Raw genomic sequence first — 19,220 nt, forward strand, 5'->3', positions numbered from 1 at the left:
CGCAGGCGGGCGATCAGGGCGGGCGGGCCGTCCAGACGGGCAAGCCGACCCTCTCCCTCCACCTCAAGCGTAACGCGCAGGGCGTCGGAGGAGGCCAGATTGCCCAGACGGTCGGGCCACTCGATCAGGCAGATCGCCTCGGCCATCGCGGCGTCCAGACCAAGTTCGCTCACCTCGTCCGGGTGGGACAGGCGGTAAAGGTCGGCGTGCCAGATTTCCGGAGCCCCTTCATACGTCTGCACCAGCGTAAAGGTGGGCGAGGGGATGTCGTGCTCCCCCGTGCGCGCATGGATCAGGGCGCGCGACAGATGCGTCTTGCCGGCGCCGATGCCGCCGGACAGCAGCACGGTGTCGCCGGCACCCAGAATGGCGGCAAGGTCGGTGCCAAGGCGGGCCGTGGCATCTTCGTCGGCAAGGGGAAGCAGCAGCGTCATCACGCGTGAAAATGACGGCGCGCACCGTCCGGCGCAAGGGGGATCAGCCGTAGCGGACCACCTTCTGCGCGGCTTCCCGCAGCCGGAACCCGACCAGCGTCGCCCCGCCCGGCAGCGCGGTGTAGCGGCAGTCCATCCGCCGCCCGTCCAGAAGGTGAAGCGTTCCTTCTCCGCCGGTGCGGGGGCCAAGGGTGACGGTGAAATGCTCCACCTCGGCCCAAAGGGCGCTGGGGGCGGTGGCGGCGCGCCAGCGGGCGCAAAGCGCGCCGATCCCCAGTTCGGCCAGCGTGGTTCCGGGATCGTCGTCCCACATCCGCGCATAGGCGGCGTTGGAGATGACAAGCGTGCCCGAGGGGGAGAAGACCGCAACCCCTTCGCCCATCGCGTCGATCACCGACTGGCCCAGTTCCAGATCGGCGCGGTAGCGGCGGGTGCGCGTCATCTCGCCCGAAATGTCCTCGAACAGCAGGGCCATGGCGCCGTCGGGATGGGGACGCCCGACCACGCGCCACGTCTGGCCGCCGGGCAGGTTCCACGTTTCCTCGAACCGGCCATGGGTGGCGGCTTCTTCCAGATCGATCATCTGCTTGCGCCAGTGGCGGTAATCCTTGGGTTCCGGAATCAGCGACCGTTCCCGCAACGCGTCCAGTACCGAGAACAGCGAGGGGCGCGAGGACAGCATGTCGGGCGGCAGTCCGGTGAGGTCCATCAAGGCGGGGTTGAAGATCTGCAGCAAGCGCTGGCGGTCGAAGATCGCAAGGCCGATGGGCAGGTCGGCGAAGGTGCGGGCCAGCGTCTGCCGAAACTCCCGCAACTGCGCCTCGGCCAGGACAGCGCGGTCCAGGGGCCAGGCGGTGCCCACCTGCGCCTGCCGGACGGCATGCATCCAGCCGATGGGAAGGTTGACCGGCCCGTCCTGCGGGAAGAGATGCGGCAGCGGCCATTGCGGGGCGGAGGTGCCGGCAGCGCGGACATAGGCGGGGTTGGCCCAGGTCACCTCGCCCGCAGGGCCTTCCTCCCACAAGGGTGTCTGGGCGTGCTGGACGATCCGTCGCAGGCGGGCGATCTCGGCAGACTGGGCGGCTTGCGTCAGGGCGTCCTGCCCCGGTGCGTCGCTGTCCAATGCGATGCGGGTGATGCCACCGTGCAGGCTTGCTTCCACCGTCAGGCCGGACGGGCTGGTCAGTTGCACCCGACCTTCGCGGTCCAGTTGCGCCAGCCGATCGGCCAGATCGGGAAGGTGCTGGGTCAGATGCTCCTGCAGGCGACGACGGGCTTCGACGGGTTCCGCGTCCAGCGCCGCCAGCAGAAGGCGGGCCGAGGGGCTGCAATCGATCAGGCGGTCCTCGTCGAACAGGAACACGCTTCCCCCGTCGGCGGGCGCGGCGGCCGCACGGCGGCGCAACGTGTCAAGCACGACGAATCCTCCCGCGCAGGCCAGCAGGGCCACCGCCTCGGCGCGCAACAGATCGATCCAACCGATGGGCACAATGAACTTTCCTGGTTTCAGCGAGGCAACCGTCTGTCACAAGGGTTAACAACTTATTAAAGTTTGTTCTATCTCCCTGTGGCCGCGACAGGAATGTCACGCATCAAAGGGCCGATTTGCCGCCAAGGGACCATCATCCGGGGCCAGCGCACGGCGCGGCCAGACCAGTTCGGCCACCGCGCCGCTGCGTGAAAGGCGTTCCTCCGGCTTCAGGAACGGGCTGGAGCCGTTGGTGAAGGACAGCTCGGCGCCGGTGCGTTCCAGCAGGGTCTTCGCGATGAACAGGCCCAGACCCATGCCGTCATATTCCGGCCGCTGCGGGTCGGGGACGGATTTTCGAGACCGCACGAAGGGCTCCCCGATGCGGCCCAGGATCTGCGGGCTGTATCCCGCGCCGTCATCGGCCACGCGCACCAGGATCCGGTCGTCGGACCAGCGGGCGTCAATCCAGACCGTGCTTTCGGCGAAATCCACCGCGTTCTGGATGAGGTTGCGCAGCCCGTGGATCACTTCGGGGCGGCGAAGGATTGTGGGAACGCGCTCGTCTATGCCCGCTTCGGCGCGGGCCGATATTTCGACCTTCTTGCCGCGCGCCATGTGCGGCTCCGCCGCCTCGCGCAGGACGGATGTCAGGGGGGCCTGGCGCATGTGGGTGTCGTCCTTGCCCGCTCGCCCCATGGATCGCAGGATGTCGCGGCAGCGGTCCGCCTGTTCGCGGATCAGGGCGGCGTCCTCGTGAAGTTCGGGCCGGTCGGCCAGTTCGTCCATGAGTTCGGTGCTGACCAGCTTGATCGTGGCCAGCGGCGTGCCAAGTTCGTGGGCGGCCGCCGCGACGACCCCGCCCAGGTCGGTCAGCTTCTGTTCGCGGGCCAGGGCCATCTGCGTGGCCAGAAGGGCCTTCGTGGTGGTGCGGATTTCCGTGGACACCCTTCGCGCGTAGATGGAGGTGAAGGTGATCCCGATGACCATGGACATCCAGAACCCGAAGCGGAACAGGCCCGGCGTTTCCAGGAGCGTGTTGTCCGAAAGCTCCATCGGGAGGTGCCAGATCGTCACGAGCGTGACCCAGCCGGTGGCGCAGACCGCCATGATGATCGTGGTCATCAGGCTGAGCGCGGAGGCAGCGATGACCACCGGCGCCAGGATCAGAAGCACGAACGGGTTGGACAGTCCGCCCGTCAGGAAGACGAGCGCCGACAGTTGCGCCATGTCGAACAGCAGGGTCAGCCGGGCCTCCGCCTCCGTCAGGAGGCGGTTGGTGGGGCTGGACCACGCAAAGGCGAGGTTGGCCAGCACCGCACCCGCCACCACGGCGTAGCAGGGGCCCAGCGGAAGGTGCACGTCCAGCCAGCGATAGCACACGGTGATGGCCACCAGCTGGCCGAAGATGGAAATCCAGCGAAGATTGACAAGCGTGCGCAGGCGCAGCCAGTCGCCACGCGGCATCATGGGGCGGGAAACGGCAAGCATGGGCGTCCTCCTGTCACGCAGTCGTAATCTTCGGGAAGGTCCGGATCAATCGGGGTTGTTTGACGGGGGCCGCGCGATCTTCTAACGCTGCACCACCATATGGACAGGAGATCCCATACATGACGGAAGACCTGCACCCGGACATGGGCCCCGACCGCTCTCTTCTGCTGGTCGATGATGACGAGCCGTTCGTGAAGCGGCTGGCGCGTGCCATGGAAAAGCGCGGCTTCGAACCCGTGACCGCCGACAGCGTGGCCGCAGGCCGCGCCGTGGTCGAGCAATCCCCCCCCGCCTATGCCGTGGTCGATTTGCGGCTGGAGGATGGGAACGGGCTGGACGTGGTGGAATTGCTGCGCGAACGCCGGCCGGAATGTCGGATTGTCGTGCTGACGGGATATGGTGCGATCGCGACCGCGGTGGCGGCGGTAAAGATTGGCGCGACGGATTACTTGTCGAAACCCGCGGACGCCAATGAACTGACCAATGCGCTTTTGGCAAAAGGCGAAGCCTTGCCTGAATTGCCCGACAACCCGATGTCCGCAGATCGCGTTCGGTGGGAGCATATTCAGCGCGTGTACGAGATGTGCGACCGGAATGTCTCGGAAACCGCGCGACGGCTGAGCATGCATCGCCGGACCCTTCAGCGTATTCTTGCCAAACGCAGCCCGAAATGATCCGTTAACTCTAATCCATTTGATTTGAACATTGATGTGTTCGGCTTATTCTGTTTCAGCAGGCCGAGGCAAATTCATGGAAGACAAAAATGGACATCGATTCGCTTTCGCTGAAAGAGTTGAAGGATCTGCGGGCTCGGATAGACCGCGCCATTGAAACCTTCGAAACCCGCCGCAAACGCGAAGCGGCCGAGGAACTGGAGGCCAAGGCCCGCGAGTTGGGCTTCACGCTGAAAGATCTGGTGGATTTGGCAAGCCCTCGCAAAAGGGTCACCGCCGCCGCGGCTGCGAAATACGCCAATCCGGAAAATCCGGCCGACACCTGGACGGGCCGCGGGCGGAAGCCCCGCTGGTTCGTGGAAGCCACGGCCGCCGGACGCACCCCCGAAGAGATGGCCGTCTGATCAGGCCATCAATTCGCGACAGCGAAGAACGAAATCGCGGCGTGGCTCCACCGGGGGGCGCAACACGATTCCCAGCCCGTCGATCCAGGCCGGATCGGCGGGCTTTCCGAAATACCGCGTGGCCTCGGCTTCGGTGAAACCGGCGATTTGCACGGCTTCCATGCGGGCGGAAATGCGGTCCGCCTGCTTGATGCGGCGTTTCAGCGCGATCGGCAAAACGGCCGGCAATCCGAACCGATGATGGATGGCGGTGGTCAATCTTGCGTCCAGATCCCGGTAAGCCGGACCGATGGCCCCCTTCACCGGGCTGATCATGTCGCCGATCACATATTCCGGCGCATCGTGCAAAAGGGCCGCCAATTTCTCGGTCGCGGTGGCTTCCGGTTGAAGGCGGGTGAATATCCGCTCTACCAGAAGGGAGTGTTCGGCGACCGAATAAGGCCAATCGCCGAAGGTCTGGCCATTCCAGCGTGCCACGAACGCCAGACCATGGGCGATGTCCTCGATCTCGATGTCCATCGGAGTTGGATTCAGCAGATCTAACCGCCGACCCGACAACATGCGTTGCCACGCGCGCATCAGTTTTCCCCCTCCGGACCGGACATCGCCGAAGGAAAAATTTCCGGGAGGGCGGAGTTTGAATTCAAGGATGTCACAGGCCACTCCGTCAAGAGGTTCGGGTGCCGGAAGGGATAAGCCACATTGGGCGATCCTGCAAATGCAAGCCGATCCTTTTCCGGCCGTTTCCGGTGCCATGACAGCGACCGCTTGGGCCGTCACCGAGGAGGTCATACAGCAAAAACGGGAACATTGGCCTTCCGGGACAGTTGTGTGCGAAAGGAAGGGACCGATCATGTTTCGCAAGATGACCTGCCGTATTGCCCTCGCCGCGGCCGCTTTGACCTCTGTTGCACTGCCTGTTGCGGCCGTGATGCCGCCGGAAGGCGACCGGGTGGATCTGGCCTATTACGACAGCATCCAGCGGACCGGAATGGACCAGTTGCCGACCGATCCGTACTGCGCCAATCCCGAGATGCTGGCCGCCGACCTTGGCGAAACCTACGGCGAGGACCGGATGCTGACCGCCACCCGCGACAATGGCCGCCAGTTCGAGGTGTGGGCCTCGGACAGCGCCGGCACCTGGACCGTCAGCTACACGCGTCCGGACGGCATCGCCTGCGTGATCGGGTCGGGCATCGGTTGGGACAGCGGCGACAATGCCACCGCCCGCCTGCAGGAAGTCGGCCTGAGCCTCTGATTGCCCGCAAGGGGATGGAATGGTATGCCCGCTCCGACACATTCAACGGAGCGTCATATGCCTGATTTCATCGTCAAGGACATCGCCCTCGCCGGTTATGGTCGCAAGGAGTTGACCATCGCCGAAACCGAAATGCCGGGCTTGATGTCCCTGCGCGAGGAATATGGCGCGGCGCAGCCCCTGAAGGGCGCGCGGATCGCGGGCTCCCTTCACATGACCATCCAGACCGGGGTCCTGATCGAAACCCTGGTGGCCTTGGGTGCCACGGTTCGCTGGGCGTCCTGCAACATCTTCTCCACCCAGGATCATGCGGCGGCGGCCATTGCCGAAGCCGGCGTGCCCGTGTTTGCCGTGAAGGGCGAAACGCTGGAAGAATACTGGACCTACACGGACCAGATCTTCCAGTTCGAGGACGGGGCGAACCTGATCCTGGACGATGGCGGCGACGCCACGATGTACATCCTCATGGGGGCGCGGGTCGAAGCCGGCGAAACTGCCCTTCTGGACGTCCCCACCAGCGAGGAGGAAACGTTCCTGTTCGCGCAGATCAAGAAGCGCCTTGCGGCAAGCCCCGGCTGGTTCACGAAACAGCGCGACCTGCTGAAAGGCGTGTCCGAAGAAACGACGACCGGCGTGCACCGCCTGTACGACCTGCACAAGAAGGGCCAACTGCCCTTCCCGGCGATCAACGTGAACGACAGCGTCACCAAGTCGAAGTTCGACAACAAGTACGGTTGCAAGGAATCGCTGGTCGACGGCATCCGCCGCGCGACGGACACGATGATGGCCGGCAAGGTCGCCGTGGTCTGCGGTTACGGCGACGTGGGCAAGGGTTCGGCCGCGTCGCTGCGCGGGGCAGGGGCGCGCGTGAAGGTGACCGAGGTCGATCCGATCTGCGCCCTGCAGGCCGCCATGGACGGGTTCGAGGTGACGCTGCTGGAGGATGAGGTTGGCACCGCCGACATCTTCATCACCACCACCGGCAACAAGGACGTGATCCGGATCGAGCACATGCGCGCGATGAAGGACATGGCCATCGTCGGCAACATCGGCCACTTCGACAACGAGATCCAGGTCGCCGCGCTGAAGAACCACAAGTGGACGAACATCAAGGACCAGGTCGACATGATCGAGATGCCTTCGGGCAGCCGCATCATCCTGCTGTCCGAAGGGCGTCTGCTGAACCTGGGCAACGCGACCGGCCACCCGTCCTTCGTGATGTCGGCCTCCTTCACCAACCAGACGCTGGCGCAGATCGAGCTGTGGACCAAGGGCGACGAATATCAGCCCGGCGTCTACATCCTGCCGAAGACGCTGGATGAAAAGGTGGCGCGCCTGCATCTGGCCAAGATCGGCGTGAAGCTGACGGTGCTGCAAAAGGAACAGGCCGACTATATCGGCGTGACGGTGGACGGCCCCTACAAGCCGGAACATTACCGCTACTGATCGCGATCCTGCGGTCCCGATAAAAAAGGCGCCCTGCAGGGCGCCTTTTCCGTTTCAGGCTTTCGCCGAATGGTCATCGTCGTGATGCGGACGGGACGGATCGTGATCCTTGCCACGCAACTTCACCACGGCGCCCAGAACGAACACGAAGAACACCGGCACGAAGAACACCGCAAGGACAGTGGCCGAGATCATGCCCCCGATCACCCCCGTGCCGATGGCGTTCTGGCTGGCCGCCGAGGCGCCCGAAGCGATGGCCAGCGGCACCACGCCCAGCGTGAACGCCATGGAGGTCATCAGGATCGGACGGAAGCGCAGCTTCGCCGCCTCCACCGCCGAATCGATCAGGCCCTTGCCTTCGGCGCGAAGCTCCTTGGCGAATTCCACGATCAGGATGGCGTTCTTGGCCGACAAACCGATGATCGCGATCAGGCCCACCTTGAAGTAGATGTCATTGGGCATGTCACGCAGCATCACCGCGGCGATACAGCCGATGATCCCCAAGGGGGTGACCAGCATCACGGCCAGCGGAATCGACCAGCTTTCGTACAAACCGGCCAGAAGCAGGAAGACGAACAGGATGGACATGCCGAACAGCAGGACCATCGTGTTGCCCGAGGCAATCTCCTCGGCGGTCTGGCCCGTCCATTCATAAGCATAGCCCTGACCCAGTTCACCGGCCAGATTTTCCATCAGCGCGATGGCGTCGCCCGACGACACGCCCGGCGCCGCCTGACCCGCGATGCGGACCGCCGGATAGCCGTTGTAGCCGACGACCTGGCTGGGGCCGACTTCCCATTCCACCGTCGCGAACGAGGAGAAGGGCACCATGCCGCCATTCGTGTTGCGCACGGTCAGGTCCAGGATGTCCTGGGTCTGCATCCGCGATTCCTCGCGCGCCTGCACGATCACGCGCTGCTGACGACCGCCGTTTGGGAAGTCGTTCACATAGCTGGAGCCGAGGTTGGAGGAGATCGTGCGGTTGATGTCGGCGAAGGTCACGCCGAAGGTCTGCGCCTTGTCGCGGTCGACGGTGACGGACACCTGCGCGGCCGAAGGCATGCCTTCGACGCGAAGACCGACGACTTGGCCGCCTTCCTGCGCCTTGGCCATCAGCTGCTGGGCCGCCTGTTGCAGGGCCGCCTGACCGACGCCGCCGCGATCTTCCAGACGGAAGGCAAAGCCGCCCGTGGTGCCGAAGCCCGGGATGGGCGGCGGCGACAGCGAGAAGGCCTGCGCGTCCTGCACGCCGAAGAACAGCGCCTGGTTGGCACCGGCCGCGATCTCGTCGGCGCTTTGGCTGCGTTCGGACCAGTCCTTGAAGGTCGTGAACATCAGGCCCGCGTTCGGCCCCTGACCCGAGAAGGAGAACCCGCGGATCGCCACCGTATTCGTTACGGCCTCGTTCGACAGGTAGTAGCCTTCCACCTGCTTCAGCACCGCATCGGTCCGTTGCGAGCTGGACGTGGGCGGCGTCTGGATGTCGGAGATGACGTAGCCCTGATCCTCGTTCGGCAGGAACGAGGTCGGAAGCCGCAGGAAGCCCCAGCCCGTGACCCCGGCGATGACAAGATACAGAAGCATCATCATCACCGACCGGCGGGCCAGCATCCGCACACCGCGCGAATAGCGTTCGGTGCCCGCGTCGAACTTGCGGTTGAACCAGCCGAAGAAGCCCTTCTTCTCGTGGTGGCTGGTGATCGGCTTCAGGAAGGTGGCGCACAAGGCCGGCGTCAGCGACAGCGCCAGGAAGGCCGAGAACAGGATCGAGGCCACCATCGTCAGCGAGAACTGGCGGTAGATGATGCCGGTGGATCCGGGGAAGAAGGCCATCGGGATGAACACGGCCGTCAGCACCAGCGTGATGCCGATGATGGCGCCCTGGATCTGGCCCATGGCCTTTTGCGTCGCCGCCTTCGGGCCCAGCCCTTCCTGCGCCATGATGCGTTCGACGTTCTCGATCACGACGATGGCGTCATCGACAAGGATGCCGATGGCCAGCACCATCGCGAACATGGTCAGAACGTTGATCGACAGCCCCAGCACGAACATGACGGACAAGGCGCCCGCCAGCGCGATCGGCACGACGATCGTCGGGATCAGGGTGTAGCGGATGTTCTGCAGGAACAGGAACATCACGAGGAACACGAGCACGACGGCCTCGACGAGGGTGTGCAGCACCTTCTCGATGGAGGCCTCGACAAAGGGGGTCGTGTCGTAGGGAATGGAGTATTCGACGCCTTGCGGGAAGTACTGCTTCAGTTCCTCCAGTTTGGCGCGGATGGCTTCGGACGTTTCCAGCGCGTTGCCGTCGCTGGACAGTTGCACGCCAAGGGCGGCGGCCGGTTGCGCGTTCAGACGCGAGTTGAAGGCGTAGGAATCTGCCCCTACTTCCACGCGGGCCACGTCCGCAAGGCGCACGGTGGATCCGTCCGGGTTGGCGCGCAGGACGATCTTGCCGAACTCCTCGGCCGAGGACAGCTGGCCCTTCACGAGCACGGTCGCGGTCAGTTGTTGGCCGATGGGGTTTGGGTCCGCGCCCACCTGACCGGCGGCGACCTGGGCATTCTGCGCCTCGATCGCGCTGATCACGTCGGCGGTGGACAGGTTGAAGCCCGTCAGCTTGTCGGGATCGATCCAGATGCGCATCGCCTCTTCCGAGGAGAAGACCTGCGCCCGTCCGACGCCCGCCGTCCGCTGGATCTCGTTCACGACGTTGCGGCTGAGGTAGTCCCCCAGCGACACCGCGTTCATCGATCCGTCCGACGAGGTCAGTGCCACGACCATCAGGAAGCCTTGGCTCGCCTCCTCCACGGTGACGCCCTGGTCGGTCACGGTTTGCGGCAGGACCGGTTCCACGCGGGCGACGGCGTTCTGCACGTCCACCTGCGCCTGGGCCGTGTCCGTGCCCGGCGCGAAGGTCGCCGTGATGGAGATGGCGCCCGAGCTGTCCGAGGTCGATTCGAAGTACTGGATGCCGTCGACGCTGTTCAGCTCCTCCTCGATCGGCTGGGCGACGGCTTCATACATTTCCTCGGGGGAGGAACCGGTATAGGTCGCCGAGATGGAGATCTGCGGCGGCGCAACGGCCGGATATTGCGAGATGGGCAGAGACTGAAGGCTCAGGAACCCCGCGATGACGATGAAGATGGATATGACCCACGCCAGCACGGGTCGGAGGATGAAGAATTGTGACATCGGGCCGCCTCAGTTGGCCGGTTGCTCACCCTGGGCGGTATCGCCCTGGGCGTTGGGATCGGCATTCGGCTGCCAAGGTTCCCCTTTGACCGCCATTCCGGGCTTCAGCTTCTGGGCCCCCGACACCACGACACGGTCGCCCGCATTCAGGCCGTCTGTCACAACCCAGCGGCCGTTGATGACCGAACCCAGCGTGACCGGGCGGGGCTGCACGGTGTTGTCCTCGCCGATGACGAAGACGCTGGTGGACGAATCCTGCGCCCGCTGGACGGCCATCTGCGGCACGGCCAGGGCGTCGTTGCGGACGGCCTGTTCGATCTGCACGCGCACATAAAGACCGGGCAGCAGGTAGCCTTCGGGGTTAGGGACTTCGGCGCGCAGGGTCACCTGACCGGTGGTTTCGTCCACCGTGGCTTCCGAGAACAGCAGCTTGCCGGGATGCTCGTACTTGGTGCCGTCGTCATAGTAGATGGACACTTGCGCCTCTCCGGGGGCCGCGGCGACCAGTTGGCCTTCGGCCATCTGGCGGCGAAGTTGCAGCATCTGGGCGGTGGATTGCGTGAAGTCGGCGTAAAGCGGGTCCAGTTGCTGGATCGTCGCCATCACGTCGGTCTGGGCCGCGACCAGCGCACCTTCGGTGATCGTCGCGCGGCCAATGACACCGGTGATGGGTGCCCGAACTTCGGTATAGTCGAGGTTCAGCTGGGCTTCCTGAAGCTGGGCCTGCGCGATGGTGACATCGGCATCGGCCTGGGCCAGCGTGCTGACGGCCGTGTCATAGGACGATCCGGAGGACACGTTGCGTTCGCGCAACTCTTCCTGACGCTTGGCTTCCGCTTGCGCGTTCGTCTGGGCCGCCCGCGCGCGGGCCAGTGTGCCTTCGGCGCTGGCCACCTGAACCTGGTATTGCGCGGGATCAAGGCGGTACAGGACATCGCCCGCCTGAACGCGGCTTCCTTGTTCAAACACGCGCTCGATCACGATGCCGCCGACGCGGGGGCGGACCTCCGCCACGCGGGTGGCGGAGATGCGGCCCGGCAGATCGTTGATGATGGGAAGGACCTCGGGCTGGACCTGCACGAACGAGACGGGCAGAGGCGGCATCTCACCGCCCCCCGGGGCCTGGGCCAGTGCGGCCTGAACGGGGATCAGTGCGGCCAGAACGGCAATGCAAAGACGTTTCATGGGGAACCTGTAGAAAAGAGGGGGAGGAGGTCAGGTCGAGGGTGAGGGGGCAGACACGAGAGAGGCAATGTCTGCCAGAAGTTGCCGGCGTTCTTCCGGTGGAAAACGATAAAAACCAAGGTACTCCAAGGACATGAGGCCATGAAGCGCGGCCCAGGCCAGACGGGCCCGGCTGGGATCGGCGGCTTCCTTCGTGACACGTTCAAGATCGCCCTTGAACGAGGCGCCCATCAGTTCGCGGCACGTGTTGTCGTCCGAGAAGCTTGTGGTAATCGCCATGGCACAGGAAATATCCTCATCCGAGGGGGATTGCGTGCAATGAGTCAGCATGCCTTGCAGGAAGGCGTCCGGCTGGCCGGTATACGCCTCCGTCACACGCTCCAGCTCGTCGTATTTCCGTTCCAGCCGCTTTTGCACGAAGGCCGCCAGCAGCGCGTTCTTGGAGTTGAAGTCGTACACAACGCTGGACTTGCTGATGCCGGCGGCGCGCGCCACCGCCTCGATCGAAAGGCCGGCCACGCCATGCTCGCGCACCACGGCCTCGATCGCATCCATGGTCACATCGCGGTCAATCGTGCGCTTGCGTCCCAAATCCGTGTCCCGTTCTGGAAATAGCCATACGAGCGTTCGGATATGGGGCGCGAAGCTGCGGGTCAACCCGCTTTGCGTGTCCGGACCGAGGAATCCTGCGTTTGTAGTGCAGGTTTTTACGGTCAGGCGGCCAGAAGACGGTGAAGCCGCTGAAGCGCCAGCTCATACCCTTGGGTGCCGAACCCGGCGATGACCCCGTCCGCGCGTGTGCTGATGTAGGAATGGTGCCGGAAGGCCTCTCGGGCGTGCACGTTGGAGATGTGAAGTTCGATTACCAGCCCGTCGAACGCCTTCAGCGCGTCCAGAAGCGCCACCGAGGTGTGGGTGTAGGCGCCGGCATTGATGATGATGCCCTGCGCCGCCATCCGCGCTTCGTGGATCCAGTCGATCAGCTGCCCTTCGTGGTTGGACTGCAGGAAACGGATCTCCAGCCCCAAGTCGCGCGCCTCCGTTTCGCAGCGCGCTTCCACATCGGCCAAGGTTTCGTAGCCGTAGATCTCGGGCTGGCGCTGGCCCAGAAGGTTCAGGTTCGGGCCATTGAGGATGTAGATGGTCATGCGAAGTCCTTTCTGGGTTCCGTTTCGGCCAGCGCCTCCAGATAGGATTTGCACCACGACTGGATGTCGTGTTCCACCAGATAATCCATCATGTCGCGCCAGCGGCTCCGGCGTTCCTCCAGCGTCATCGACAGGGCCCATTCGATGGCTCGCGCCGTCTGCTCGCTGTCATAAGGGTTGCACAGGACGGCACCCTTGAGTTCCCGGGCGGCGCCCGCGAAACGCGACAGGACCAGCACGCCCGGATCATCGGGGTTCTGCGCGGCCACGTATTCCTTGGCCACCAGATTCATCCCGTCGCGCAAGGGCGTGACCAGTCCCACCCGCGCCTCTCGATATAGGCCTGCCAGCGATTCCCGATCCACCGACTGGTTGATATAGCGGATGGGCGTCCAGTCGATCCGGCCCATGACGCCATTCACATGGCCCGCCAGCGATTCGACTTCGGCCCGCATGTCGCGGTATTCCGGCACGTCGGACCTCGACGACGGCGCGATCTGCAACAGGGTGACGTTGCCCGCGCGGTCGGGGTTCATCTCCAGGAACTGCTCGAACGCGAGGATGCGCTGCGGAATGCCCTTGGAGTAATCCAGCCGGTCCACCCCGATGATCAGGTCGCGCCCGTTCATCGACCGGCGCAGTTCCTGCACCGCCTCGGCCGAGATGGCTTCCGCGGCAAGATCCGCAAAGGCCTGCGTCTCGATCCCGATGCCGAAGGTGCGGGCGTGGAAGGTGCGGCCATAGGCGGTCAGCACCGCCTGCGACGGATCGTCCGCCACGCTGCCTTCGGCCCGCCCGCCCACGCCTTCGCGGATCAGGCACGAGATGTAGTTGTCCAGATCGTGGTCGGTCTGGAATCCGACAAGGTCGTAGGCTGACAGCCCCTTCATGATCTGGTCATGGATGGGGGCCGCGAACAGGATGTCCGCCGGGGGCCAGGGAATGTGCAGGAAGAAGCCGATGCGGTTGGTCACGCCGCGGCGGCGCAACTCCTCGGCCAGCGGGATCAGGTGATAGTCGTGCACCCAGATGATGTCGTCGGGTTCGATCAGCGGCATCAGCCGGTCCGCGAACATGCGGTTCACCCGGAAATAGCCGTCCTTGTCGCGGCGCGAATATTCCGCAAGGTCGATCCGGCAATGAAACAGCGGCCACAGAACCCGGTTCGCGAAGCCGCTGTAATATTCGTCCATGTCCTTTTCGGACAGGTCGGTCAGAGCGAAGTCGATGGCGCCATGCTGACGGTGGGTGACGGGACCGGGTTCGCCTTCGCCAACCGATTCACCGGACCAGCCGAACCAGATGCCACCACTTTCCTGAAGGGCCGCGTTCACGGCGACTGCAAGGCCGCCCGCCGGCATAACGCCGTCCTTGTCCGGCAGCGGCACACGGTTTGACACGACGATCATGCGTCCCATTGGGCAATCCTTTCAAGGCTGGCGCGCAGCGCCGAGGGCGAGGGCAGATGCGCCCGCGCGGCAGTGGGTTCGGACGGGTCCGCGATCCGGATCGACAGCCCGCCCTGCGCGTTCGCGATCGGGAACATCGTCTCGTCCGTGACGTCGTCGCCGATGGTGACGGGGATGCGGCCGGCAAAGGGCGCCTCGGTCAGAAAGGCGGTGACGGCCCCGCCCTTGGTGGCGCCGGCGGGCCGTAATTCGACCACGCCCTTGCCGAACTGCAGTTCCCACTGCGGGCCGATCTCGGCCGCAAGGGTCTGCATGATGGCCTTCACTTCGTCCATCCGCTCGGGCGCCTGACGGTAATGCAGGCCCATGGCAAGGCCCTTGTCCTCCACCACGAGGCCCGGGACGTCGGCATAGCGGGCCAGCTGCGCCCGCACCCGGTCCAGCCCCGGGGGCACCGTCACCTCCAGCACCTGCCCGTCGGCGCGACGGCGCTGGAAGCCGTGAAGGCCGGCCAGGGGAAAGATCTCGGGCGCGAAGGTGACGTCCACCCATTCCATCTTCCGCCCCGTCACCAGCGCCAGCGCGCCGCCCATGCGGGCGGACAGGCGGGACAGGGTGGCCGGCAGGCCTTCGGGCACCGTGATGCCTTCCGGCGTCGGCGCCAGATCGATCAGGCAGCCGTCGATGTCCAGAAACAGCGCATAAGCGCCGGGATCTTCAAGAAGGGGGGCAAGAGGGTCGGTCATCGTGTCTCGGGCTTGTTGCGGGTGAACGGGTATGTGGCCCGCCGGCGGGGGAAATCCACCGTGGAACAAGCTGGCCCCTTCAGGCGCTGTGGCCCCGACATGTTCAAGGAGGTCCCGATGGATCGTGATGCCCCCGCCGACTTCACCCCCCACTTTGCCAGCTCGGGCCGGTTGAAGGACAAGGTCTGCTTCGTGTCTGGGTCCTCCTCCGGCATCGGTCGGGCCGTCGCGCGCCTTTACGCGGCCGAAGGCGCGAAGGTCGTGGTGACCTGGCACAAGGACCAGGAAGAAGGCAAGGACGCCGCCGCCCAGATGCGCGCTGAAGGGGCGGAGGTGCTGCTGCTGCAGCTGGACGCGACCGACCGGGACGCCTGCTTTGACGCGATCCGGCAGACCGTCGACCATTTCGGGCGGCTGGACGTGCTGGTGGCCAATGCCGGCGTCCAGAAGTCCCAGCCGGATTTCACGAAGGTGGACCCGGAATGGATCGAGACGATCTTCAGGACCAACGTCTTCGGCTACATGTGGCTGGCGCAGGCGGCGCTGGAGAAGATGACGGAAGGCGCGGCGCTGATCTTCACCACCTCGGTCAACGCCTATCGCGGGCACAAGTATCTGATCGACTATGCAGCCACCAAAGGGGCGGAGCTTGGCTTCCTGCGCGCGCTGGCCGCCAGCCTGGCCGACAAGGGCATCCGCGTGAACGGGGTGGCCCCCGGTCCGATCTGGACCCCGCTGATCGGGGAAACCATGCCGGAGGAGGACGTGAAGAACTTCGGCAGCGACGTTCCCATGAAGCGTCCGGGCCAGCCGAACGAGGTGGCGCCCTGCTACCTGTTTCTGGCCTGCCGCGATTCCAGCTACATGACAGGGCAGGTCCTGCACCCGAATGGCGGCATTCCCATCAACGGTTGACACGAACGGGAACCATCTGGCCTGACCGCACTTGATCTTCGGGTTCAAGCGGAGACAGGCATGCGGCAATATGAATGGGGTGCGGAACAGGTGGCGCCGGGACGGTGGAGCTTCGCGCTCTGGTCCCCAGACGCGGCGGAGGTGGCCGTGGAACTGGGCGGTACCGCGCATCCGATGACCACCGAGGCCGACGGCTGGCACCGGGTGGAACTGGATGCGAAGGCGGGCGACACCTACCGGCTGAAGGTCGGGGAACATTCCATCCCCGATCCCGCCTCTCGTGCGCAGGCGGGCGACGTGCACGCCGATTCCGTGCTGGTCGATCCGTCCCACGAATTTTCCCCCTGGGACGGTCGCCCGTGGGAAGAGGCCGTCATCTTCGAGATGCATGTGGGCCTGTTCACGCCCGAAGGCACCTTCGCCTCCGCCGCCGCGAAACTGCCGGATCTGGCGGCGCTGGGCATCACCGTGATCGAGGTGATGCCTGTGGGGCAGTTCCCCGGATCGCGCGGCTGGGGCTATGACGGCGTTCTGCCTTGGGCGCCGCATCCGGCCTATGGCTCCCCCGCCGACTTCCGTGATTTTGTGGACGCCGCGCACAAGGCCGGGATCAGCGTCATCCTTGATGTCGTCTACAACCACTTCGGGCCGGATGGGGCCTGGATCGGGCAGGTGGCCCCGTCCTTCTTCGATCCGGAGATCAAGACCCCCTGGGGCGCCGCCATCGCCTTCGACGAACCGGCCGTACGTCGCTTCTTCATCGGCAACGCGCTGCACTGGTTGCGCGAATACCATCTGGACGGCTTCCGCTTCGACGCCGTGGACCAGATCCGCGACAAGATCGAGCCGGAGTTCCTGGAGGAGCTGGCCCGCTCCATCCGCAAGGGCGGGTTCGACCGGCCGATCCACCTCACGACCGAGGACAACCGCAATATCACCCGCCTGCATGACCCGGAAGCGGGCCTGTATGACGGCGAATGGAACGACGACTATCACCACTGCATCCACGTCCTGCTGACGGGCGAAACCTACGACTATTACGCCAGCTTCGGTGCCGCCCCGTTCGAGGATCTGTGCCTGTCGCTGGAATGCGGTTACGTGGAACAGGGCCAGCCCCGCCCGCCACAGAAGACCGGACGGGGCGAACGATCCTGCCATCTGCCGTGGCACGCCTTTGTCAACTTCAACCAGAACCATGACCAGACGGGCAACCGCGCCAAGGGCGAACGCCTTCTGGCGCTGGCCGATCCGGATGCGGCCAAGGTGGTGCACGCGCTGCTGCTGCTGGGCCCGTTCATCCCGCTGATCTTCATGGGGGAGGAGTCGGGCGAGACGGTGCCGTTCCAGTTCTTCGCCGATTTCACTGGCGATCTGGCCGAGGCCACCCGCAAGGGCCGGCTGGAGGAGTTTCCCGGCGTGAAGGAATTCCCCGATCCCATGTCGATCGACACCTACGAGGCCTGCCGCCCCTACAAGGGCGATGCCGCCGTGGCCGAGGAATGGCGCAGCCTGACGCGCGAATTGCTGGCCTTCCGTCAGGACCGGATCGTGCCCCTGATGAAGTCTGGTCGCGCCGGCGATCCGGTGATCGAACGTGTGGGGCCGAAATCCCTGGTGGCGGAATGGCCCTACGCCGCCGGAACGCTGCGCATCGCCCTGGATCTTGGCAATGGCGGTCCGTTCCCGGACGGAGGGGACTGGAGGATCAACTGCGGGGCCTACCGTCTGGCCTGCTTCATCGAGGCCTGAGGCGGATCACGCACCCGTGATCATTATCTTTGGAACGAATTTGAAGGCCTGATGTTGTCCATGTGAAGCCCGCGGCAGATTGCGTCCCCATCGCATGTCATGTTCCCGCCGCAGGCTTGTCCCCAAACCGCCCGCAGGATCTTTCCCTCTCCTGCGGGCGGTCGCTTGTTTGTTGCACGTCATGCCTTATCCTACCGGAAAAAGGACGCATGATGCACGAAACGATCCGCAGCCCCGAAGTTCCGGCCCCCGCCCATTTCATGAACGCGGCAGAGGCCGTGGCCCATCTGCGCCATCTGTATGATACGGCCACGGACTATCTGGCCCAAGGATTCGCCGACGTGCTGGGGGGGCACCCTCCCTCTGGCCGCATCCGCGCCTTCTACCCCGAGGTGCGGCTGACCACGACCAGCTACACCCGCGTCGACAGTCGTTTGTCCTTCGGCTATGTCCCCGAACCCGGCACCTATGTGGCGACGATCACCCGCCCCGACCTGTTCGAGAACTACCTGATCCAGCAGATCGAGCTTCTGATCCAGAACCACGGCGTTCCGGTGCAGATCGCCACCTCTACCACGCCGATGCCGCTGCACTTCGCGCTGGCGGGCAATCCGTCGGTGCTGATCCCGCAGGAAGGCATCCTGCAATTTTCCTTGCGCGATGTGTTCGATGTCCCGGACCTGAACACCACCAGCGATGACATCGTGAATGGCGCCCGCCGTCTTCCCACGGGGGAAGCGCCCCTGGCCCCGTTCACCGCCCAGCGCGTGGATTATTCGCTGGCCCGCCTGGCGCATTACACCGCCACGGACCCGGTGCATTTCCAGAACCACGTGCTGTTCACCAACTACCAGTTCTATGTGGACGAGTTCGAGGCCTATGGCCGCCGCATGCTGGCCGAAGGCGGCTACACCGCCTTCGTGGCGCCGGGCAACCAGGAGATCACGGCGGCCGACCAGCCCATCACGCCACTGGCGCGGTTGCCGCAGATGCCGGCCTATCACCTGAAGCGGGCGGACGGTCAGGGGATCACGCTGGTCAACATCGGCGTCGGCCCTTCCAACGCGAAAACGGCGACGGACCACATCGCCGTGCTGCGCCCGCACGCCTGGCTGATGGTGGGCCACTGCGCCGGCCTGCGCAACAGCCAGAACCTCGGCGATTTCGTCCTGGCCCATGCCTATCTGCGCGAAGATCACGTGCTGGATGCGGACCTGCCCGTCTGGGTGCCGATCCCGGCGCTGGCCGAAATCCAGACCTCGCTGGAGGAGGCGGTGGAGGAGGTGACCCAGCTTCAAGGTTACGAGCTGAAGCGCATCATGCGCACGGGCACCGTCGCCACCATCGACAACCGCAACTGGGAACTGCGCGACCAGTCGGGCCCCGTGCACCGGCTGTCTTTGTCGCGCGCCATCGCGCTGGACATGGAAAGCGCCACGATCGCCGCCAACGGGTTCCGCTTCCGCGTGCCCTACGGCACGTTGCTGTGCGTGTCCGACAAGCCGCTGCACGGAGAGCTGAAGCTGCCCGGCATGGCCTCGGACTTCTACCGCACGCAGGTGTCGCGGCACCTGATGATCGGCATCCGCGCGATGGAGAAGCTGCGCGACATGCCGATCGAACGGATACACAGCAGGAAATTGCGCAGTTTTGATGAAACTGCGTTCTTGTAGGGCGGCCCCGGCCATTTTCGCC

General features: G+C 64.9%; 16 protein-coding genes and 1 pseudogene. 7 read left to right on the top strand and 10 right to left on the bottom strand.

The genetic code is table 11. The features are described from left to right. Positions 1-41: 41 nt before the first annotated feature. The 3 genes and pseudogenes from tsaE to regB all read right to left on the bottom strand — a co-directional run. Positions 42-434, bottom strand: a pseudogene (gene tsaE, locus ACSHZY_RS03270) (tRNA (adenosine(37)-N6)-threonylcarbamoyltransferase complex ATPase subunit type 1 TsaE); the annotation flags it as partial. A gap of 43 nt (positions 435-477) precedes the next feature. Further along, complete coding sequence (locus ACSHZY_RS03275) at positions 478-1,923, bottom strand: PAS-domain containing protein (RefSeq protein ID WP_435165319.1); 1,446 nt, start codon at positions 1,921-1,923, stop codon at positions 478-480. Between the two features lie 96 nt (positions 1,924-2,019). After that, entirely contained in the window at positions 2,020-3,393 is a 1,374-nt protein-coding gene (gene regB / locus ACSHZY_RS03280) for a sensor histidine kinase RegB (RefSeq protein ID WP_435165321.1), read from the bottom strand. Positions 3,394-3,512: 119 nt separating this feature from the next. Between regB and ACSHZY_RS03285 the strand changes: the two genes are divergently transcribed. Further along, positions 3,513-4,067, top strand: a complete 555-nt coding sequence (locus ACSHZY_RS03285; RefSeq protein WP_435165324.1) for an ActR/PrrA/RegA family redox response regulator transcription factor — start codon at positions 3,513-3,515, stop codon at positions 4,065-4,067. A gap of 89 nt (positions 4,068-4,156) precedes the next feature. Next, positions 4,157-4,471, top strand: a complete 315-nt coding sequence (locus ACSHZY_RS03290) for an H-NS family nucleoid-associated regulatory protein (protein WP_435165327.1) — start codon at positions 4,157-4,159, stop codon at positions 4,469-4,471. Here the strand turns inward: ACSHZY_RS03290 and ACSHZY_RS03295 are convergent, their stop codons facing one another. Further along, entirely contained in the window at positions 4,472-5,050 is a 579-nt protein-coding gene (locus ACSHZY_RS03295; protein ID WP_435165475.1) for an HD domain-containing protein, read from the bottom strand. A gap of 274 nt (positions 5,051-5,324) precedes the next feature. Here ACSHZY_RS03295 and ACSHZY_RS03300 point away from each other — a divergent pair, with 274 nt between their 5' ends. Both ACSHZY_RS03300 and ahcY read left to right on the top strand, forming a co-directional pair. Next, entirely contained in the window at positions 5,325-5,729 is a 405-nt protein-coding gene (locus ACSHZY_RS03300) for a hypothetical protein (protein WP_435165330.1), read from the top strand. A 57-nt stretch (positions 5,730-5,786) separates the two neighbouring features. Further along, positions 5,787-7,175 (top strand): adenosylhomocysteinase, encoded by a 1,389-nt coding sequence (gene ahcY / locus ACSHZY_RS03305; RefSeq protein WP_435165332.1) that lies wholly within the window; start codon positions 5,787-5,789, stop codon positions 7,173-7,175. Between the two features lie 54 nt (positions 7,176-7,229). On the opposite strand, the gene ACSHZY_RS03310 is transcribed toward ahcY, so the two are convergent. The 6 genes from ACSHZY_RS03310 to otsB form a co-directional block, all read right to left on the bottom strand. Next, positions 7,230-10,373: a multidrug efflux RND transporter permease subunit gene (locus ACSHZY_RS03310; protein WP_435165335.1), complete on the bottom strand. Its 3,144-nt coding sequence runs from the start codon at positions 10,371-10,373 to the stop codon at positions 7,230-7,232. Between the two features lie 9 nt (positions 10,374-10,382). Further along, a complete protein-coding gene (locus ACSHZY_RS03315; protein WP_435165338.1) occupies positions 10,383-11,558 on the bottom strand; it encodes an efflux RND transporter periplasmic adaptor subunit in 1,176 nt (391 codons plus the stop codon). A gap of 30 nt (positions 11,559-11,588) precedes the next feature. Then, complete coding sequence (locus ACSHZY_RS03320) at positions 11,589-12,113, bottom strand: TetR/AcrR family transcriptional regulator (protein ID WP_435165340.1); 525 nt, start codon at positions 12,111-12,113, stop codon at positions 11,589-11,591. 158 nt (positions 12,114-12,271) lie between these two features. Further along, a complete protein-coding gene (gene aroQ, locus ACSHZY_RS03325) occupies positions 12,272-12,706 on the bottom strand; it encodes a type II 3-dehydroquinate dehydratase (RefSeq protein ID WP_435165343.1) in 435 nt (144 codons plus the stop codon). Then, positions 12,703-14,124: an alpha,alpha-trehalose-phosphate synthase (UDP-forming) gene (gene otsA, locus ACSHZY_RS03330; RefSeq protein ID WP_435165345.1), complete on the bottom strand. Its 1,422-nt coding sequence runs from the start codon at positions 14,122-14,124 to the stop codon at positions 12,703-12,705. The genes aroQ and otsA overlap by 4 nt, the downstream gene beginning before the upstream one ends. Next, on the bottom strand, positions 14,112-14,861 hold the full coding sequence (gene otsB, locus ACSHZY_RS03335) for a trehalose-phosphatase (protein ID WP_435165348.1): 750 nt from the start codon (positions 14,859-14,861) through the stop codon (positions 14,112-14,114). The genes otsA and otsB overlap by 13 nt, the downstream gene beginning before the upstream one ends. A gap of 117 nt (positions 14,862-14,978) precedes the next feature. Here otsB and ACSHZY_RS03340 point away from each other — a divergent pair, with 117 nt between their 5' ends. The 3 genes from ACSHZY_RS03340 to ACSHZY_RS03350 all read left to right on the top strand — a co-directional run bounded on the left by ACSHZY_RS03340 (position 14,979) and on the right by ACSHZY_RS03350 (position 19,198). Beyond that, a complete protein-coding gene (locus tag ACSHZY_RS03340; protein ID WP_435165351.1) occupies positions 14,979-15,776 on the top strand; it encodes an SDR family oxidoreductase in 798 nt (265 codons plus the stop codon). Between the two features lie 60 nt (positions 15,777-15,836). Then, positions 15,837-17,525, top strand: coding sequence for a malto-oligosyltrehalose trehalohydrolase (gene treZ, locus ACSHZY_RS03345; RefSeq protein ID WP_435165353.1), 1,689 nt, complete (start codon positions 15,837-15,839; stop codon positions 17,523-17,525). A gap of 212 nt (positions 17,526-17,737) precedes the next feature. Beyond that, entirely contained in the window at positions 17,738-19,198 is a 1,461-nt protein-coding gene (locus tag ACSHZY_RS03350) for an AMP nucleosidase (protein WP_435165356.1), read from the top strand. The last annotated feature ends 22 nt before the right edge of the window (positions 19,199-19,220 follow it).

Origin of the sequence: Falsirhodobacter sp. 1013 (assembly GCF_051195255.1) — a bacterium.
Lineage (GTDB): Bacteria > Pseudomonadota > Alphaproteobacteria > Rhodobacterales > Rhodobacteraceae > Falsirhodobacter.